This window comes from Enterobacter cloacae complex sp. 677-3DZ2D5B (assembly GCF_004136695.1).
GTDB classification, from domain to species: Bacteria; Pseudomonadota; Gammaproteobacteria; order Enterobacterales; family Enterobacteriaceae; genus Enterobacter; species Enterobacter hormaechei_C.
The window spans coordinates 437,533-454,844 of record NZ_QFLS01000009.1 but is presented as its reverse complement, the minus strand read 5'-3'; the positions used below and the strand labels follow the sequence as shown (position 1 = coordinate 454,844).

The following is a 17,312-nucleotide window of genomic DNA, read 5'->3' as shown; positions in this document are numbered from 1 at the left end:
GGACTCATGCAATGCCTGATAGCCATCGCGTTTACAGCTACTCCGCCGTTCTGATGGGCTCGCCCATACTCCTGAAACTCTTTTCCCATGACGAAGCGCTTGCCTCCCGCGTGTTTCGCCTGATCAAACAGTACGAGGATCTGCTCACCGTTAACCGTGCGCACTCCCAGGTAATGGACATCAACCATGCGGCTGGTCAGCATCCGGTTGCCGTCAGTCGTCCGGTGTTTGAGCTGATCCGCTGCGCGAAAGCGGCAAGCCTGCTTAAAGACAGCGCCTTTAACCTGGCGATCGGCCCGCTGGTGAAATGCTGGAAAATTGGCTTTAAGGGGGACGCGGTACCGCCCGCGGACGAGATCGCCGCCTTGTTGGGCATCACGGATCCTGCGGACGTGGTGCTGGATGAAGCCAATAGCAGCGTGTTTCTTACTCGCCAGGGAATGGAGATCGATCTGGGTGCTATTGCTAAAGGCTATATCGCCGACAGGGTGCGGGATCACCTGCATAAAGAGGGCGTTGAACTTGGGCTGATCAACCTTGGCGGCAACGTCCAGACGTTAGGTTCGCCGGAGGGCGGCTGGCGCGTCGGCCTGAAAAAACCGTTCGCCGGTGACGCGCTGATTGGCGCTATGACGGTAGAGAACCGGTCGGTGGTGACGTCAGGCACCTATGAGCGCTATTTCGAGCAGAACGGCAAACGTTATCACCACATACTTGACCCGCGCACTGGCTACCCGCTGGATAACGAACTGGACAGCGTGACGATTATTTCGCCAGACTCTCTCGACGGCGATATCTGGACCACGCTGATCTACGGCATGGGTGTGGAAAAGGGCTGCGCCGCGCTGCGTTCGCGCCCCGATATTGAAGCCATTTTTGTCACCAAAACAAAAGAAGTGGTGATCTCCTCGATGCACCACTTCCGTTTTACCCTTCTGAACGACAGCTACCGAATTACTGGCAGTACTGCTTGAGCAGTCCGACCTGTTCCGGCTGCAAACGGTAGCGATATACCGGTCGGCCGGTAGCGCCGTAATGAATGCTGGTGAACAGGATATTAATTTGCGCCAGCCAGATCAGGTATTTGCGGCAGGAGACGCGGGAAATGTTGACCGCATTCGCCAGATCGTCGGTGGAAAATTCTATCTCCGGATGGCTGTCGATCCACTGGCAAATGGTGCGCAGCGTCTGCGGCGTTAGGCCTTTAGGTAATTTTTTGCTGTCAGCCAGCTCCGGCGCGCCGCCGTGGATCAGCCTGTCGACGTCGGCCTGTTCATAATACTGATGCGATCCCATCAGGCTGCGCTTTGCCTTCCAGCCGTTCAGCGCCTCTTCAAAACGCGGGAACTGGAACGGTTTAATCAGGTAATCCACCACGCCATAGTGCATGGACGTCTGGATTGTTGCGGCGTCGGAGGCCGACGAGATCATGATGACGTCAATCGGGCGACCCGACGCGCGAATGATGGGGAGCAGATCCAGCCCGTTATCCTGCTGCATATAGACATCCAGCAGCACCAGATCGATCGGCTGGCCTGGGTTGGCGATCAACGCCTCGGCCTGGTTGAGCGTGGAAGCGACGCCGCAGCAGCTAAAACCCTCAACGCGGTTAACATACAGACGGTTGAGGTCGGCTACCATGGCGTCATCATCGACAATTAACACATTTATCACGCGATATTCCTCTCGCTATCCCAGGGGATCTGAACAAAAAATTGGGTAAATACGCCAGGTTCAGACTCGACGGTAATATCTCCGCCCAGATTCTGGATCTGCTGACGCGCAAGGAACAGCCCAACGCCGCGGTTTTCACCTTTTGTTGAGTAGCCCTTTGTAAAAATAGCCTCCAGCCGCTCGGGATCAATACCGGGACCGTCATCGCTGACCTCACCGCTCAGCCAGCCGTTCTGATAATGCAGCAGCAGGCCGATCTCGCCTTCCGGCTGGCCTTCCAGCGCATCAAGGGCATTTTCGATTAAATTGCCCAGCACGGTGATCAGCACCGCAACCTGCTCTTCATTGGCGGTGTCAGGAAGCTGACTCTCCTCCGCCAGCGTCAGGGTCACTCCGGCCTCTTTGGCGCGGTTAATTTTACCCAGCAGGAAACCCGCAATGACCGGCGATTTAACTTTGCGCTGTATCGCGCCGATATCCGTCTGATAATTCTGCGCGGTCTGGATGATGTACTCCTCCAGCTTATCGTAGCGCTTCATGTGCAGCAGGCCGAGGATCACGTGCAGCTTGTTCATAAACTCATGCGTATGGGAGCGCAGGGCATCAACATAGTTGACCATGCCATCGATACGCTGCATTAACTGGCTGATTTCGGTCTTATCGCGGAAGGTGCTGATTGCCCCGATCACCTGATTCTGGCTTTTCACGGGGACCATGTTGCACAGCAGTAGCCGTCCGTTACAGCCGATCTCCTGATCCTGGCGAGCAATGCCGGTTTTCGCCACTTCCCGCAGGCTGGCCAGCAGTGGTTCGCCGCTGCTCTCGGAGTGCTCACCCGAGCTCAGGAGCAAAATCTCTCTGGCGGTGTGGTTAATCATCGTCACGCGCCCGTGCATATCCACGGCCATCACGCCTTCGCGCAGGGACTGCAACATGGCCTGGCGCTGCTCAAAGAGGGCTGAGATCTCGTAAGGCTCCAGCCCAAAGAGGATACGTTTCAGAACCCGGACCAGACCCCAGATCGCCACTGAGCTCATCAGAACGCTGAATAAGATGGTCCACACGGCGTTGAGCCGCCCGCGGGCAATCTGATCTTCAACTTTATTCAGCGAAATGCCCACCACCACCACGCCGATCTGGTCGTGCTGGTCGTCATACACGGGGGTAAAGACGCGCAGCGCTTCCGCGAGCGCGCCGCGGTTAACGGAGACATTCTCTTTCCCTTCCAGGGCGGGCGTCAGATCGTCGCCAATAAAATGCAAACCTAACAGCGCTTCGTTTGGATGGGAATAGCGGATCCCACGCAGGTCGGTGACCACGGTAAACAACAGGTCGTTGCGCTTCGTCACCGCCTCGGCTATCGGCTGGATGATGCCAGCCTGCGGCGATTCCATCAGGCCACGCTTGATCTCCGGGCTGTCGGCCAGCGTCCGGGCGATACCCAGCGCGGTATCTTTCACGTCATCGCGCGTGGCGCGGGTGATCTGCACAGAGTAGAGCGCGAAGACCACCAGCAGCACCGAGCCGATAATCGCGCACACCATCAGCGTAACCAGCGTATTCAGCTTCATAGGGCGCTTGCGCGTCGGGGGGAAAGGCTGCAAATCGCTCATTAACACTCCGCGATGAAAAAGAAAGGGCTAATTATCGCTGATGACGGGCGTTTCATAAAGCCATGTAAAGAGAGGCGTTTCGTGAGCCTCCTCTCAGGTGACCTATATAAAACACTTTATAGTGTGTGGGTACTCATAATAAGGAGGCAGTTTATGAGCATTATGCTTACCGGTACGGCCAGGGAAAGACGGCACGCCAGCACGATGAACATCGACAGATTATCGACGCTGGATATGCTTAACGTCATACACCAGGATGACGCGCAAATCTCTTCTGCACTTACCCCACACTTAAGTATGCTGGCCCGCGTGGTGGATAACGCGGCGGCGACGCTTAGCCACGGCGGACGTCTGGTGCTGACCGGCGCGGGCGCGTCCGGACGCGTGGCTGAGCAGGCGGCAGAAGCGTTTGCGCCGGGCAAACACCCCGTCATTGCGATGACAGCAGGCGATAACGCCGGAAGCTACGCGAGCGGCGTTGCCGACCTTCAGACGATAGAATTTGGCGAGCATGACATGATGCTGGCGCTGTCCGTCAGCGGCAAAACCCCATGGGTATGGGGCGCGATGCGTCATGCGTGGTCTCTGGGCTCAACGGTTGCGCTCATTACGGAGGATGCGCAAAGTGAAGCGGCGCAGCTGGCGAGTATGGTCATTGCTCCCGATCTGGGCGCGGATGTGGTGGCCGGGTATACCAACGCTAAAGCAGGCATTGCGCAAAGCATGATCCTGCATATGATCACCACCGGTCTGGCGGTACGGACAGGACGGGTGTACAGCAACCTGCGCGTTGATCTGGAGGCAAGCAACACCAGATGGGCCGAACGACAAATTGCCATTGTGATGGAAGCGGGGGGATGTAGCCGGGCGCAGGCGAAGGCCGCGCTGGAAAGCTGTAACCACCAGTGCAAAACGGCGGTACTGATGGTGCTGACGGGTCTGAATGCCTGGAAAGCGCATGAATTGCTGGCGCAGAATAACGGGTTTGTTCGCCTGGCCTTGCAGGAAGCGCCATAACATTTCAGCGTCAAATAAAAAAGCCCGCGTTGCGGGCTTTGCTATTTATGGGGATCAGAACTGGTAGATCATACCGATGCCAACGATGTCATCGGTAGCAATACCGTTGTCATTGTAGAAGGCATCATCTTCGTCCAGCAGGTTGATTTTATAATCAACGTAGGTGGAGAAGTTCTTGTTGAAGCTGTAGGTCATGCCCACGTCGATATAGTTAACCAGATCCTGGTCAACATAGTCATAACCATTGCCTGGATGATAATCGTTACCACCCAAATCGATGCCTTTAGAATAGACCCACGCCAGGGATGGACGCAGACCGAAGTCAAACTGGTACTGTGCTACGGCTTCAAAGTTCTGGGTTTTGTTGGCGATGCCATCGTTGCCGTACGGAGTCATGTTACGGGTTTCCGCATACATCATGGCCAGATAGACATCATTAGCATCGTATTTAGCGCCGATTGTCCACGCTTCCGCACGTTCACCGCCAGCATATTTGCTGAAGCGGTTATAGGTGCCAGCGCCGTAAGCGACCTGGTCGTTAGTACGGTCAGAGGAAGAATAAGCCGCACCCAGCGTCAGGCCGAAATCGAAGTCATAGGTGGTAGACATACCGAAGCCGTCGCCGTTCTGGAAACGAACATCATCATGACCGTTTTTGGTGCCTTCCTGATTTTCGTTTGCGTTAGCACCTTCGTTAGCACCCTGATATTGCAGCGCAAAGTTCAGGCCGTCGACCAGACCGAAGAAGTCATTATTACGGTAGGTCGCCACACCGTTAGTACGGCCAACCATATAGTTGTCGGTCCAGGTATAGGAGTCGCCACCAAATACCGGCAGCATATCTGTCCAGGCTTCAACGTCATACACGACGCCGTAATTGCGGCCATAATCGAATGAGCCATATTCGCCGTATTTCAGGCCAGCAAAGGCCAGACGGTTAAAAGAGGTGTCGCCTGCGCCTTCGGTATCGTTAGCGTAGGTTTTATATTCCCACTGGCCGTAACCTGTCAGGTCGTTCGTGATCTGCGTTTCGCCTTTGAAACCCACCTGTACATAGGTTTCATCGCCGTCGTCGCCTGGGTTGTCGGAGAAGGTATGACGCGCATCAACCTTACCGTACAGGTCAACTTTGTTGCCGTTTTTGTTATACATTTCCGCTGCATTTGCTGCGCCAGCCATTAATAACGCGGGTACGAGAATTGCCAGAACTTTTCTTTTCATTATATATTCCCTTTAAATATAAATTGTCTGAATATATGTAATTACCCTCCGTAACTACATGGCTGATACTATTCTATGGATTATTATTTAGGTTCAAAAATAAATGTAATTAAACCGGTAAAAATATTACAAGATATTTCTTTTTATCTCTTTATTTTTCATGTGAATTAATTAATTGAAAATATAGCGGGTAATTAGTATTAAGTATTTCGTAATTCTATTTATTAAAGATTTTGATTCGGATGTATTATAATTCACTCTCTTTTGAGCAACAGGATGGGATGATGGAACTTGCGCAGTGGCAGCACCGTTATGAGCGCTGGCTCGACGAAAATCATTTTACTGATGATGCGGCGCACGATATCGCCCATTTTCGCCGCGTCTGGATGACGGCGCAGGGTATTATGGCTGACGAGAATAGCGATCCGCTGGTTGTGTTGACCGCATGCTACTTCCATGACATTGTCAGCCTGCCGAAAAATCACCCGGAACGTAGCCACTCCTCGCGGCTGGCAGCGCGAAAAACGCGCGAGATCCTCAGTCGCGACTTTCCTGATTTTCCGCCGGATCGTTATGCAGCCGTTGTGCATGCTATTGAAGCGCACAGCTTCAGTGCCGGTATCGCGCCGCAAAGCCTGGAGGCCAAAATTGTGCAGGATGCCGACCGGCTGGAGGCGTTAGGCGCTATCGGCCTGGCGCGCGTCTTTGCCGTCTCCGGTGCGCTGGGCGCCGCGCTGTTTGATGCCGACGACCCGTTCGCCGGAACACGAGCGCTGGATGATAAAGCCTTCGCGCTCGACCACTTTCAGACCAAACTCCTGCGCCTGCCGGACACTATGCAAACCGCGCGGGGGCGCAAACTTGCGCGTCACAATGCCGATTTTCTGATCCAGTTTATGGCGAAGCTGAGTGCCGAATTACAGGGCGATTACCTCGGAACCGACAGCCAGATATTGACCCATTTCCGTCGCAGTGTGCGATCCTGAACTGTGGTACTCTGTTTTCTGTCTTTATTGTCCGGTTAAGAGAATGCAGGAAAATCGATCAGTGACTGTGCCCGCGCCTGAGCGGGTTGAGAAATCAACGGCAGCCGTGCAGGCACTCCTGCGTCAGCTGCTGGAAATGTATGATGCTAAAACGCTGGCAAACCAGCTGGTGGCCCATGGCGAGAGTCACTGGAGCCCGGCGATACTCAAGCGGTTGCTGATAAGCGACAGGGCAGGGCACCGCCTGAGCGACGGCGAGTTCCGTTATCTGCGCAACCTGCTGCCGCGTCCTCCTGCTGCGCATCCGAATTATGCCTTTCGCTTTATCGATCTCTTTGCCGGTATCGGCGGCATTCGCCATGGCTTTGAAGCTATTGGCGGGCAGTGTGTGTTCACCAGTGAATGGAATAAACATGCCGTCCGTACCTATAAAGCCAACTGGTATTGCGACCCCGACGCGCACCAGTTCAACGCGGATATTCGTGATGTCACGCTGAGCCACAAAAATGGCGTCAGCGATGAAGAGGCCGCCGAACACATTCGCAATACCATTCCGGCGCACGATGTGCTGCTGGCAGGCTTTCCGTGTCAGCCGTTCTCGCTGGCTGGCGTGTCGAAAAAGAACGCGCTGGGACGCGCACACGGCTTTGCCTGTGATACGCAGGGCACACTGTTTTTTGACGTTGCCCGGATTATTGATGCCCGCCGCCCGGCAATTTTTGTGCTGGAGAACGTCAAGAATTTAAAGAGTCATGACGGCGGCAAAACCTTCCGCATTATCATGCAAACGCTGGATGAACTGGGTTACGACGTGGCGGATGCAGAGGATATGGGGCCGGACGATCCGAAAATTATCGACGGCAAACACTTCCTGCCACAGCACCGCGAACGCATCGTGCTGGTGGGCTTCCGCCGCGATCTCAATCTAAAAGGCGATTTTACGCTGCGTGATTTGCCTTCGCTGTATCCGGCGCGCCGCCCGACGGTGGCCGATCTGCTGGAGCCCGCCGTCGATGCGAAATTCATTCTGACCCCGGTGCTGTGGAAATACCTCTATCGCTATGCCAAAAAGCATCAGGCCAAAGGCAATGGCTTTGGGTTTGGCATGGTCAATCCGCTTAATCCTGACAGCGTGACGCGTACGCTGTCGGCGCGCTATTACAAAGATGGCGCGGAAATTCTTATCGATCGGGGCTGGGATAAGGCGCTGGGCGAAAAAGATTTCGACGATCCACAAAACCAACAGCACCGACCGCGGCGCTTAACGCCGCGCGAGTGCGCTCGCTTAATGGGCTTTGAGACGCCGCAGGGCTACAGTTTTCGCATCCCCGTGTCGGACACCCAGGCCTATCGTCAGTTTGGCAACTCGGTGGTAGTGCCTGCCTTTGCCGCCGTAGCTAAACTGCTGGCCTCACGTATCAGCAAGGCCGTTAAGCTTCGTCAGAGTGAGGCCGTCAATGACGGACGTTCACAATAAGGCCACGCGCAGTAAAAACATGCGTGCCATCGGCACGCGTGATACCGCGATCGAAAAACGGATCGCGGGCCTCCTGACCGCCGTCGGGTTTGAATTCAGGGTTCAGGATGCCACGCTTGCCGGGCGTCCTGATTTCGTCATCGACGCGTACCAGTGCATCATCTTTACCCACGGCTGTTTCTGGCATCATCATGACTGCTATCTGTTTAAAGTCCCGGCGACACGCACCGACTTCTGGCTGGACAAAATTGGCAGGAACGTCGAGCGTGATAAACGCGATGTTTCGCAGCTTTACGCTCAGGGCTGGCGGGTGCTGATTGTCTGGGAGTGCGCGCTGCGCGGAAGAATGAAGCTGAATGACGTGGAACTGACGGAGCGGCTGGAAGAGTGGATCTGCGGCGGCGGTCAGGCCGCGCAGATCGATACCCAGGGCATTCACCCGATCACGGTTTCTCCACCTCACACCTCGTAACAATCGGTTTCGCGGGCAGCAAATATTTACCCAGCGTGACCAGCACCACGGCAAAGACAATCACGCCCAGCGCCAGCCATTCAATCGTCGACAGCACTTCGCCCGCAAAACCGGTACCCAGCAGCACGGCCACCACCGGGTTAACGTAGGCGTAGCTGGTGGCAACCGCCGGTGAGACGTTGCGAATCAGGTACATATAGGCATTGATGGCGATAATGGAGCCAAACAGCGCCAGATACCCGACGGCCAGGAAACCTGAAAGGTCTGGCATCGCCGTCAGTTTTTCACCCGTCAACGCGGAGGCCATCAGCAGCACAATGCCTGCCGCGAGCATCTCAATGGCACCCGCCATCATCCCGGAAGGCAGCTCGATGCGGGAACCGTAGACCGAGCCGAAGGCCCAGCTCATGGAGCCGATCATGATCAGAACGGCAGCCCAGGGGTTCCCGCTCAGGTTACCGCCGCTGTTCAGCAGGATGATACCCACAAGCCCAATCGCGATGCCCAGCCATTCGAGCTTACGGGTGCGGATCCCGAAGAGACGACTAAAGCAGAGCGTAAACAGCGGCACGGTCGCGACGACCACGGCGGCGATGCCCGACGGTACGTTCTGGTGCTCGGCGACGGTTACCGCGCCATTGCCCACCGCCAGCAGCAGCAGGCCAATCAGGGCGGCGTTAAGCAAGGGACGCAGCGGCGGTAGCCTGTGGCCGCGCAGCAATAAAAACGCCATCAGCAGCACGCCGGCCGTAAGGAAACGAATACCGGCCATCATCAGCGGGGGCCAGCTTTCCACGCCTATACGAATGACAAAATAGGTGGATCCCCAGATGATATACAGAGAAAAGAGTGCTCCAATGAGCGGTAATAAATGCCGAAAACGCATAGTCCCTCACGACGAAATAAAAAGTTCGCTCATAGTTAACGCCAAAACTATCGGGCTGGCGAGTGCTTTAATTGTGTAGTTAATGTGAAATTTTTGTTGACGTGAGGTGCCTGTTTCCGGGCGGTGAGTTTTGTTCCATACTATTCACTTAATTAGCAAAAAAAGAAGGATAGAGATTTTGGCAGGAAGTAGCTTATTAACATTGCTGGATGATATCGCCACCTTGCTGGATGACATTTCGGTTATGGGAAAACTGGCGGCGAAAAAAACCGCCGGGGTACTGGGAGATGATTTGTCGTTGAACGCGCAGCAGGTCAGCGGCGTGCGGGCGAACCGTGAGTTGCCGGTGGTGTGGGGCGTAGCGAAAGGATCCTTTATTAACAAGGTGATCCTCGTTCCGCTGGCGTTGCTGATTAGCGCCTTTATACCCTGGGCCATTACGCCCCTGCTGATGATTGGCGGGGCGTTCCTGTGCTTCGAGGGTGCCGAAAAAGTGTTGCATATGTTCGCTGCACGCAAAGAGAAAGACACCCCGGAAATGCGCCAGCAGCGTCTGGAAGCGCTGGCCGCGCAGGATCCAAAAACGTTCGAGCGCGATAAGGTCAAAGGCGCGATCCGTACTGACTTCATCCTCTCGGCCGAAATTGTGGCGATTACGCTGGGGATCGTCTCAGAGGCCCCTCTGATGAACCAGGTGCTGATCCTGTCCGGCATTGCGATCCTCGTGACGATAGGGGTTTATGGTCTGGTCGGGCTGATCGTCAAGCTGGACGATATCGGCTTCTGGCTGGAAAAAAAATCCAGCGCAATTGCGCGCGGCATCGGGAAAAGCCTGCTGGTGGTAGCGCCGTGGCTGATGAAAACCTTATCGGTGGTGGGAACCCTGGCAATGTTCCTGGTCGGCGGTGGAATTATCGTGCACGGTGTTGCTTCGCTGCATCACATGATTGAACATTTTGCGTCAGGCCAGGGAGCGGTAGTCGCTGCGATCCTGCCCACACTGCTTAACCTCGTGCTGGGCTTTATCGTCGGTCTGATTGTGGTAGCCGTTGTTAAGCTGGTTGAAAAAGTACGCGGGAAATCGCATTAATTATTGCTGACCCCGGGTGCAAAAAGACTATTCCTCGTCTAAATTGAAAACGTTTCACCCTGATACAGGAGGCAGGTATGGTCTTTTTGATCAGTGATGAAGTTAAGCCTAAAAATGGTGGTCCAGGCATGATCGTCACCGGGTATTCCAGCGGAATGGTGGAGTGTCGGTGGCATGATGGATACGGCATTAAGCGGGAGGCTTTTCGTGAAGACGAGCTTCAGCCTGCTAATAAAAGGCAAAAACGCGACAAGGCTTAATCACACAACGCCCGGCCTTGCCGGGCGTTTTTACTGGCAGAAGACTTATCATATCGGATGGTGAGCGACAATCAGGGAGTGTGTGTGCAGCACGATACCTTTGTTGTAAAACAATCTTTTTTGCAGTGGCTGCATAAGCGTAGCAATCCCAGTTTGATTGTTAACCTCTGTTTTATCGTTGTCCTGATTTTTTCCACTCTCCTGACCTGGCGCGAAGTTGTGGTACTGGAAGATGCTTATATCTCCAGCCAGCGTAACCATCTGGAAACGGTTGCCAGTGCGCTGGACAGACAGCTTCAGTTCAGCGTCGATAAAATGCTGTTTTTTCGCCACAGCATGCATGATGCGCTGGAAACGCCGCTGGCGTTTGGCGCGCTGCATGATGCGGTAAAGCGTTTTGCGCATTTGCGCACGTCTCCCACCTGGCAAATTGCGGTTGATAAACGGCGCACATTACCGATCAACGGTGTTTCGGATGCCTTCGTTGAAAAGACCACTCTTCTGAACCGTGATGATGAGTACCTTGATAATGAATTGTCCGCGGCGCTTGAAGTGGGGTATTTACTGCGTCTGGCATCCAGCCCTTCCCGCAACGAAGAGCGCGTGATTTATGTCTCTCGCGCCGGATTCTTTCTGGAAACGGATACGCCGGGAAATTCCAGCGATATCGTGCAGCGCTATTATCATCTGGTCACTCAGCCCTGGTTTACCCAACAGTCCGAGCGTGAAAACCGTGCGCGTGCCGTGCGCTGGTTTATCTCGCCGCCTTCCTCTTTTGTGGGCAAAAAGCCGCTGATTACCGCCAGCGTGCCGGTTTATTACCATCACGTCTGGTATGGCGTGGTGGCGATGGATTTCACCTTTGCCACCCTGCGTCGCCTGCTGGTGGAAGCCGTGGGCGATAACCCGGAAGGGGAATACCAGCTGTATGACAGCCGGCTTACCCTGCTTGCGACATCTGAGTCACCTGCTGTGGACGTTAATCATTTTGACGCGCGCGAATTAGCCCAGTTAGCGCACGCGATAGAATCGGATTCCGAAGGCGGCATTCGTCTGGGGAGTCGTTTTGTCAGCTGGGAGCGTCTTGACCATTTTGATGGCGTCATCCTGCGCGTGCACACCCTGGATGAAGGGGTGCGCGGCGATTTCGGTAGCATCAGCATTGTGCTGGCATTGCTTTGGGCGCTGTTCACCGCGATGCTGCTCATCTCATGGCTGGTGATCCGGCGCATGGTCAGTAATATGTATTCGATGCAGAACTCGCTGCAATGGCAGGCCTGGCATGACCCTCTGACCCGGCTGAATAATCGTGGATCGCTGTTTGATCAGGCGAAAATACTGGCGAAGCAGTGTGAACAGCAGTCGCTTCCTTTCTCGGTCATTCAGATCGATCTTGACTGCTTCAAGAGTATCAATGATCGGTTCGGGCATCAGGCGGGTGATAAGGTGTTGTCCCATGCCGCGGGGCTGATTGCCAGCACCCTCCGTGATAAAGATATTGCCGGACGTGTCGGGGGGGAAGAGTTCTGTGTGGTGCTGCCCGGCATGACGCTTGAAGAGGCGGCGGAAGTCGCAGAGCAGATCCGCGAGCGTATCGACAGCAAAGAGATCCTGATTAAGAAAAGTACCACCCTGCGCGTGAGTGCGTCGTTTGGCGTCTCTGGTGCGCAGGAGAAGGGCAATTATCACTTCGAAAATCTGCAATCCACCGCCGATGCGCGTCTGTATGAGGCGAAACAGCGCGGGCGTAACCGGGTCATCTGGCAAGATCACCTCAAAAAGTAATCAAGTCCCTCGCACCAGCCGGTCGGCCCGGTGTGCTGAGTGTGATAAACCCGGGCTGGATCGTTGTTTATAAGGCTGATACCCTCCCGGTTGAAGCCTTTCACCACCACGGCGAAGCCTACGCTGTCCAGCAGCGGGGCATCATTGGGGCCGTCGCCCAGGCCCAGCGTCGTCGGTTCGTAGCCCTCGTGCAGGCGATACTGGTCCACAAGCCAGTGAACCGCCACGTCTTTGCCGCAGCAGGTGTCCAGAATATGCCAGAAGCGTGCACCCTGGACGATCTTCAGCCGCTGCCGGGCGAGTTCGGCGGCAAAGTATCTCATTTGTTCATCACTGTCACGCCAGATCAGCGTCACGGAAGCCTCGTGCTTGCGCGCAAGCACCGAACGGGGACGGCTCAGCCCGGTCCATTCGGCGACTACGTGCTCGTCCACATCATCGAAGGTGGTGAATTTCAGTTGCATCTCCTGGCGTACCCGGGCAATACACTGCCGGATATCGTCATGCTTCTTTTCTGAGATGAACCGTGCGGCGTTTTCCCACCGTACGTCAGGCTGGATCACCGCGCCGTTTTCCGCAATGTAGGGCAGCCCGCCAAGCCCCAGTTCCTGCTGGATGTCATCCATCTCGGACGCGGTTTTGCTGCTGCACAGAATGACCGGTATCTGTTCATCCATTAATTTTTCCAGCCACGGGGCCGCAGGCTGCCAGTCAAGGGTGTGAAAATCCAACAGCGTGCCGTCGAGGTCGGTAAAGACAAGAAGAGTCTCCTCAAGCGAAGGCATAATGTCTCCCGGATGATGATTTTTCCTAAGAAAAATCTTAAAAAAAATAGGCATTGAAGCGCCGTTTAAGTGGAAACGATCCCGACAAACCCACACGCGGCGCAGGTTTATACTCATAACCAAAATTCACATGTATAAAATATAATATTCGCTAAGAGAATATATGCTTGTAAGACAATTCTGTTGGGGATAATGTCTTACCTGCATCAGATTTCCTGGTGTAACGAATTTACAAGTGCTTCTTGCATAAGCAAGTTTGATCCCGGTCATCCCCATGACCGGGATTTTTTTCGTCTTAGCGGTTCGTCTCCGAGACGCTAAAGTCATGGATATCCAGCTCGAATGCTTCAGCCAGTTCACGGTAGGTATGGTAATCCCGACCATTGACCACGACACGGTCTGAATTATCCTCCGCGCGATGAACTTCGGACTCACTAATTTCATTGATGGCGGCAAGCAGGGCATCGACATCCACTTCAACCTCACGCTTAATGGTGTCGCTGTACTCTTTGTCAGTCTTCATGGCGGGCTCCTCATTTAACCGTCTCAACAGCTAAGTATAGACCGCACACAAAAACGCCATTCGCGCCAGGCGGCGATGCCAGGCAATGTAATTTGTTCTACACTGGCTCAAAACCACAGGAGGAATGTATGAAGGTCAACGATCGGGTAACCGTCAAAACGGACGGTGGGCCGCGCCGCCCGGGCGTGGTTCTGGCAATAGAAGAGTTTAATGAAGGCACAATGTATCTGGTGTCGCTGGAAGATTACCCGCTCGGCATCTGGTTCTTCAACGAACTGGGGCACCCGGATGGGATCTTTGTGGAAACGGCGGAATAGGGTGGCGTCGGGGGCGTCTTCTCCCCGGCTCCGGCTGCTTAAAAGCAAAATCTCTGGCCAGGCCAGAGATCAAGGTAGGGTACAACATGGCCGTGCAAATTAGCGCATATTAACGAAAATCCCATTCGTCACATTATCTGTCAGGCGTACTACATGGTATATCACTTGCTTATTATGCGTTTTAATTTTCCTTTTAATATTTCCTTTGTGTGACGATACTGTTTTTGCCTTGATATTCATCTGGTCTGAGATCTGAATTGTCCCTTGTCCAGCCATCCACATTCTTAGCATACTTGATTCAGTTCTGCTTAATGATAGGGTGGGTAAGTTAACCGCCCCTACATTCTTAACTTCTTTATTCAAATAATCGCCCAGAATGTCATCAAGTGACTCTGGTTTAATCGATTTCGAGCTGATTAATAAGTTTTTACGCACCAACAAATACTCATCGAAATGAATATTGGCGATCGCCATAAAAACAATAAACAGGGTCTTAGGATGCTGATTAATGATCTGCTTAATGTGCTGACTGTTAGCGGGGTCGTGAATGAAACAGTCCTCATTAATAAACACCACGCCGGGCTTGTGGGCGTCACAAGCGGCTGCGAGTTCTTCAACGGTGTGTGCATCGTTGATGTCTCTCTTTCTAACCCCTCTGCTTGCTAAGTACCCGGTTAACCCTAGCCGGGTGTAGCTGCATAAATCCATAATGATCGTTGACATGGCATACCCTCACTCAATGCGTAACGATAATTCACCACCTGCCTGAGAGCTCATAAACAGCCATACGGGATGGAAAAAATCTAATAAAACCTGTGAGCATGACAAAGACTTTCAGGCGAACTCACTATCCCGTAAAGTTACGTATAATTTGCCAGGAATCATCTTAAAGTAAAGTAAATATTAAGTATTGTGAGGTGGTTAGAAACATTTAAACCGCGTCAGATATATCCTGGTAGATGTTTTTCGAGATTATTTTTAGGAATATCCTCAGAAAGACATTGCAAACACTGCGGGTTATTATTTGCGTGGAAGTTCGCTAACAATATCCGCTAACAGATTGAATATCTCACTGAATAAATGTTCGCAGAAGGGGGCGATAAGTGGCATCAATAATGACATTAATAAAAGGCCAACCGTCAACGTCACCGGAAAGCCAATGACGAATACCGACAGCTGCGGAGCCATTCGGTTGAGTAAACCTAATGCGAGGTTAACGGTGAGCAGCAGGGTAATGATCGGCAGCGCCAGCATCAGCCCGTTGAGGAAGATCAGCCCGGCAGCCCTCACCAGCGCCAGAAACGCGTTGCTGTTTACCGGGTTGTCGCCAATCGGCAGCGTGTGGAAGGTGTCCACCAGCATCGAGATGAGCCACAGGTGGCCGTTGAACGAGAGAAACAACAGCATCGCCAGCAGGTCGATAATACGCGCCAGCACGGGCATATTCAGGTGGCTGCCCGGGTCAACGAACGTCGCGAAAGACAGGCCCATTTGCAAACCGATAAGTTCACCCGCCGTTCGAACCGCGGCGAAGGCGAGCTGCATCGTGAACCCCACCGCCACGCCAATCATCACCTGTTGCAGGGCAATCCAGATCGCATTCGGGGAAAAGATCGGGATATCCACCGCCGGCAGGGAAGGGGCAACGATAATCGTGATAACCATGCCCAGCCCAATTTTGACGCGTTTAGGCACCGACTTTTCACTGAGTATGGGGGCGGTGGAGATCAGCGCCATGATGCGCAGCATCGGCCAGAAATAGATCCCGAGCCACTGAACAAACTGATCGCTGGTGAAATGCAGCATCGTCCGTCAGCCGATGATGTAAGGCAGATTGGTGAACAGATTGCGCATATAGTCCAGCAGCAAATTGAGCATCCATGGCCCGGCAACGATAATCGCCACGAAGACGGCAATGATCTTCGGGATGAACGACAGGGTCATTTCGTTAATCTGCGTGGCGGCCTGGAGAATACTGATAATCAGACCGGTGACTAGCGCAACTAGCAGCAGGGGCGCGGCGACAGCAATCGCGACTTTCATCGCCTCCGTGCCCATCATCATGACCGACTCAGGCGTCATTGCGCGCTCCTCAACTGTAGAAACTCTGCGCCAGCGAGCTGACCAGCAGCTGCCAGCCGTCGACCAGCACGAACAGCATGATCTTAAAGGGCAGGGCAATGGTCGCGGGCGGAACCATCATCATCCCGAGCGCCATCAGGACGCTGGCGATCACCAGGTCGATAATCAGGAACGGAATGAAAATGGTGAAGCCAATCTGGAACGCGGTTTTCAGCTCGCTGGTGACATACGCTGGCAGCAGGATGCGCATCGGCACCGCTTCCGGTCCCTGTAACTCGCCCGTGTTAGCGAGACGGGCAAACAGGGCCAAATCCGCTTCACGCGTCTGGCGAAGCATAAATTCACGTAATGGCTGAGCCCCCTTTTCCAGGGCAACCTGCATGGAAATTTTATCTTCGCTGAACGGCTGGTACGCCTCGGTGTAAATCTTGTCGATAACCGGCGACATAATGAAAAAGGTCAGGAACAGGGCTAAACCCAGCAGCACCTGATTGGGCGGTGCGGACGGTGTGCCGAGCGCATTTCGCAGCAGACCAAACACAATGATGATGCGGGTGAAGCTGGTCATCATCAGCAGGATCGCCGGGATAAAGGTCAGCGAGGTGATGAACACCAGCGTCTGCACGGACAGGGACCAGCTTTGTCCCCCGTTCGCCAGCGGCGTGGAAACCAGCCCCGGCAGTTGCGCATACACAGAGGGCGCGAACAGGCCCAGGCCTGCCAGCGTAAGGAATAACAAACGGCGCATCAGGATCTCCCGGGACGCTTGAGCAAACTCTTCATAACGGACTGGAAATCCGCAGGGGCCTGGGCGTTAGCCTCCACCGTGGCAGGCGCAGGGGGCAGCGTGTGAAGAACGTTAATGCTGGAGGCGGTCACGCCCAGCACCAGTCGCGCATCTTCCACCTCCACAATGACCACGCGTTCGCGCGGTCCTAGCGGGGTGCTGGCGCTGACCTTCAACCCGCGGGTACCGGCCGTTTTCCCCGCCAGACCGAAACGCTTTGCCAGCCAGGCGGCGATAAGGATAAAGGCAATAATACCGAACAGCGCGCCGCTCACCTGGAGCAGCGGTGAGCCGGGTACGGCGGAGGGCGCGGACAGTGTTGCCTGGGTTTTCATAC

Annotated in this window: 19 protein-coding genes and 1 pseudogene; 9 read left to right on the top strand and 11 right to left on the bottom strand. The window is 54.2% G+C overall.

Going from position 1 to position 17,312, the window contains the following annotated elements; genetic code table 11:
- Positions 1-11: 11 nt before the first annotated feature.
- Entirely contained in the window at positions 12-974 is a 963-nt protein-coding gene (locus tag DD597_RS15705) for an FAD:protein FMN transferase (protein ID WP_129256383.1), read from the top strand.
- On the opposite strand, the gene dcuR is transcribed toward DD597_RS15705, so the two are convergent.
- Both dcuR and DD597_RS15695 read right to left on the bottom strand, forming a co-directional pair.
- Positions 955-1,674: a two-component system response regulator DcuR gene (gene dcuR / locus DD597_RS15700; RefSeq protein WP_003859556.1), complete on the bottom strand. Its 720-nt coding sequence runs from the start codon at positions 1,672-1,674 to the stop codon at positions 955-957. The genes DD597_RS15705 and dcuR overlap by 20 nt on opposite strands.
- Positions 1,671-3,287, bottom strand: a complete 1,617-nt coding sequence (locus DD597_RS15695; RefSeq protein ID WP_129256382.1) for a sensor histidine kinase — start codon at positions 3,285-3,287, stop codon at positions 1,671-1,673. Before DD597_RS15695 ends, dcuR begins: the two co-directional genes overlap by 4 nt.
- A gap of 153 nt (positions 3,288-3,440) precedes the next feature.
- On the opposite strand from DD597_RS15695, the gene DD597_RS15690 reads away from it, so the two are divergent.
- Entirely contained in the window at positions 3,441-4,304 is an 864-nt protein-coding gene (locus DD597_RS15690) for an N-acetylmuramic acid 6-phosphate etherase (protein ID WP_003859560.1), read from the top strand.
- Positions 4,305-4,358: 54 nt separating this feature from the next.
- On the opposite strand, the gene ompC is transcribed toward DD597_RS15690, so the two are convergent.
- Positions 4,359-5,525 carry a porin OmpC gene (gene ompC / locus DD597_RS15685; protein WP_032659241.1) on the bottom strand — a complete coding sequence of 389 codons (1,167 nt, stop codon included), beginning with the start codon at positions 5,523-5,525 and terminating at the stop codon, positions 4,359-4,361.
- A gap of 284 nt (positions 5,526-5,809) precedes the next feature.
- Here ompC and DD597_RS15680 point away from each other — a divergent pair, with 284 nt between their 5' ends.
- The 3 genes from DD597_RS15680 to DD597_RS15670 are packed head-to-tail and all read left to right on the top strand — an operon-like array spanning position 5,810 to position 8,460.
- A complete protein-coding gene (locus tag DD597_RS15680) occupies positions 5,810-6,511 on the top strand; it encodes a phosphohydrolase (RefSeq protein ID WP_059294323.1) in 702 nt (233 codons plus the stop codon).
- A gap of 43 nt (positions 6,512-6,554) precedes the next feature.
- Positions 6,555-7,988 carry a DNA cytosine methyltransferase gene (locus tag DD597_RS15675; RefSeq protein ID WP_129256381.1) on the top strand — a complete coding sequence of 478 codons (1,434 nt, stop codon included), beginning with the start codon at positions 6,555-6,557 and terminating at the stop codon, positions 7,986-7,988.
- Positions 7,969-8,460, top strand: a complete 492-nt coding sequence (locus DD597_RS15670; protein ID WP_129256380.1) for a very short patch repair endonuclease — start codon at positions 7,969-7,971, stop codon at positions 8,458-8,460. Before DD597_RS15675 ends, DD597_RS15670 begins: the two co-directional genes overlap by 20 nt.
- On the opposite strand, the gene yedA is transcribed toward DD597_RS15670, so the two are convergent.
- Entirely contained in the window at positions 8,432-9,346 is a 915-nt protein-coding gene (gene yedA / locus DD597_RS15665) for a drug/metabolite exporter YedA (protein ID WP_023303927.1), read from the bottom strand. The genes DD597_RS15670 and yedA overlap by 29 nt on opposite strands.
- A 178-nt stretch (positions 9,347-9,524) precedes the next feature.
- On the opposite strand from yedA, the gene DD597_RS15660 reads away from it, so the two are divergent.
- The 3 genes from DD597_RS15660 (at position 9,525) to dgcQ (ending at position 12,481) form a co-directional block, all read left to right on the top strand.
- Positions 9,525-10,436 carry a DUF808 domain-containing protein gene (locus DD597_RS15660; RefSeq protein WP_003859571.1) on the top strand — a complete coding sequence of 304 codons (912 nt, stop codon included), beginning with the start codon at positions 9,525-9,527 and terminating at the stop codon, positions 10,434-10,436.
- A gap of 77 nt (positions 10,437-10,513) precedes the next feature.
- Positions 10,514-10,696 carry a YodC family protein gene (locus DD597_RS15655; RefSeq protein WP_003859574.1) on the top strand — a complete coding sequence of 61 codons (183 nt, stop codon included), beginning with the start codon at positions 10,514-10,516 and terminating at the stop codon, positions 10,694-10,696.
- 84 nt (positions 10,697-10,780) lie between these two features.
- The gene (gene dgcQ, locus DD597_RS15650; RefSeq protein WP_063158941.1) at positions 10,781-12,481 is read left to right on the top strand and encodes a cellulose biosynthesis regulator diguanylate cyclase DgcQ; all 1,701 of its coding nucleotides are present in this window, start codon (positions 10,781-10,783) and stop codon (positions 12,479-12,481) included.
- Here dgcQ and DD597_RS15645 read toward each other — a convergent pair.
- The gene (locus DD597_RS15645; RefSeq protein ID WP_129256379.1) at positions 12,466-13,266 is read right to left on the bottom strand and encodes a mannosyl-3-phosphoglycerate phosphatase-related protein; all 801 of its coding nucleotides are present in this window, start codon (positions 13,264-13,266) and stop codon (positions 12,466-12,468) included. The genes dgcQ and DD597_RS15645 overlap by 16 nt on opposite strands.
- Positions 13,267-13,561: 295 nt before the next feature.
- Positions 13,562-13,789 (bottom strand): YodD family peroxide/acid resistance protein, encoded by a 228-nt coding sequence (gene yodD, locus DD597_RS15640; RefSeq protein ID WP_017383339.1) that lies wholly within the window; start codon positions 13,787-13,789, stop codon positions 13,562-13,564.
- A 128-nt stretch (positions 13,790-13,917) separates the two neighbouring features.
- Here yodD and dsrB point away from each other — a divergent pair, with 128 nt between their 5' ends.
- The gene (gene dsrB, locus DD597_RS15635) at positions 13,918-14,106 is read left to right on the top strand and encodes a protein DsrB (RefSeq protein ID WP_003859583.1); all 189 of its coding nucleotides are present in this window, start codon (positions 13,918-13,920) and stop codon (positions 14,104-14,106) included.
- A 99-nt stretch (positions 14,107-14,205) separates the two neighbouring features.
- Here the strand turns inward: dsrB and rcsA are convergent, their stop codons facing one another.
- The 5 genes and pseudogenes from rcsA to fliO all read right to left on the bottom strand — a co-directional run bounded on the left by rcsA (position 14,206) and on the right by fliO (position 17,310).
- A complete protein-coding gene (gene rcsA, locus DD597_RS15630; RefSeq protein WP_017383340.1) occupies positions 14,206-14,829 on the bottom strand; it encodes a transcriptional regulator RcsA in 624 nt (207 codons plus the stop codon).
- 290 nt (positions 14,830-15,119) lie between these two features.
- Positions 15,120-15,912 (bottom strand): annotated as a pseudogene (fliR, locus tag DD597_RS15625) (flagellar biosynthetic protein FliR); the annotation flags it as partial.
- Positions 15,913-15,918: 6 nt separating this feature from the next.
- Positions 15,919-16,188 (bottom strand): flagellar biosynthesis protein FliQ, encoded by a 270-nt coding sequence (fliQ, locus tag DD597_RS15620; RefSeq protein WP_003859587.1) that lies wholly within the window; start codon positions 16,186-16,188, stop codon positions 15,919-15,921.
- A gap of 10 nt (positions 16,189-16,198) precedes the next feature.
- On the bottom strand, positions 16,199-16,936 hold the full coding sequence (gene fliP / locus DD597_RS15615) for a flagellar type III secretion system pore protein FliP (RefSeq protein WP_003859589.1): 738 nt from the start codon (positions 16,934-16,936) through the stop codon (positions 16,199-16,201).
- On the bottom strand, positions 16,936-17,310 hold the full coding sequence (gene fliO, locus DD597_RS15610; RefSeq protein ID WP_003859591.1) for a flagellar biosynthetic protein FliO: 375 nt from the start codon (positions 17,308-17,310) through the stop codon (positions 16,936-16,938). The genes fliP and fliO overlap by 1 nt, the downstream gene beginning before the upstream one ends.
- Positions 17,311-17,312 lie beyond the last annotated feature (2 nt).

Coding starts and splice junctions, on each gene's coding strand:
- DD597_RS15675 (WP_129256381.1), top strand. CDS start 6,555: ATGCAGGAAAATCGATCAGTGACTGTGCCCGCGCCTGAGCGGGTTGAG.
- DD597_RS15655 (WP_003859574.1), top strand. CDS start 10,514: ATGGTCTTTTTGATCAGTGATGAAGTTAAGCCTAAAAATGGTGGTCCA.
- DD597_RS15705 (WP_129256383.1), top strand. CDS start 12: ATGCCTGATAGCCATCGCGTTTACAGCTACTCCGCCGTTCTGATGGGC.
- fliQ (WP_003859587.1), bottom strand. CDS start 16,188: ATGACGCCTGAGTCGGTCATGATGATGGGCACGGAGGCGATGAAAGTC.
- DD597_RS15645 (WP_129256379.1), bottom strand. CDS start 13,266: ATGCCTTCGCTTGAGGAGACTCTTCTTGTCTTTACCGACCTCGACGGC.
- dsrB (WP_003859583.1), top strand. CDS start 13,918: ATGAAGGTCAACGATCGGGTAACCGTCAAAACGGACGGTGGGCCGCGC.
- fliO (WP_003859591.1), bottom strand. CDS start 17,310: ATGAAAACCCAGGCAACACTGTCCGCGCCCTCCGCCGTACCCGGCTCA.
- fliP (WP_003859589.1), bottom strand. CDS start 16,936: ATGCGCCGTTTGTTATTCCTTACGCTGGCAGGCCTGGGCCTGTTCGCG.
- yedA (WP_023303927.1), bottom strand. CDS start 9,346: ATGCGTTTTCGGCATTTATTACCGCTCATTGGAGCACTCTTTTCTCTG.
- rcsA (WP_017383340.1), bottom strand. CDS start 14,829: ATGTCAACGATCATTATGGATTTATGCAGCTACACCCGGCTAGGGTTA.
- DD597_RS15670 (WP_129256380.1), top strand. CDS start 7,969: ATGACGGACGTTCACAATAAGGCCACGCGCAGTAAAAACATGCGTGCC.
- DD597_RS15695 (WP_129256382.1), bottom strand. CDS start 3,287: ATGAGCGATTTGCAGCCTTTCCCCCCGACGCGCAAGCGCCCTATGAAG.
- DD597_RS15690 (WP_003859560.1), top strand. CDS start 3,441: ATGAGCATTATGCTTACCGGTACGGCCAGGGAAAGACGGCACGCCAGC.
- yodD (WP_017383339.1), bottom strand. CDS start 13,789: ATGAAGACTGACAAAGAGTACAGCGACACCATTAAGCGTGAGGTTGAA.
- DD597_RS15680 (WP_059294323.1), top strand. CDS start 5,810: ATGGAACTTGCGCAGTGGCAGCACCGTTATGAGCGCTGGCTCGACGAA.
- ompC (WP_032659241.1), bottom strand. CDS start 5,525: ATGAAAAGAAAAGTTCTGGCAATTCTCGTACCCGCGTTATTAATGGCT.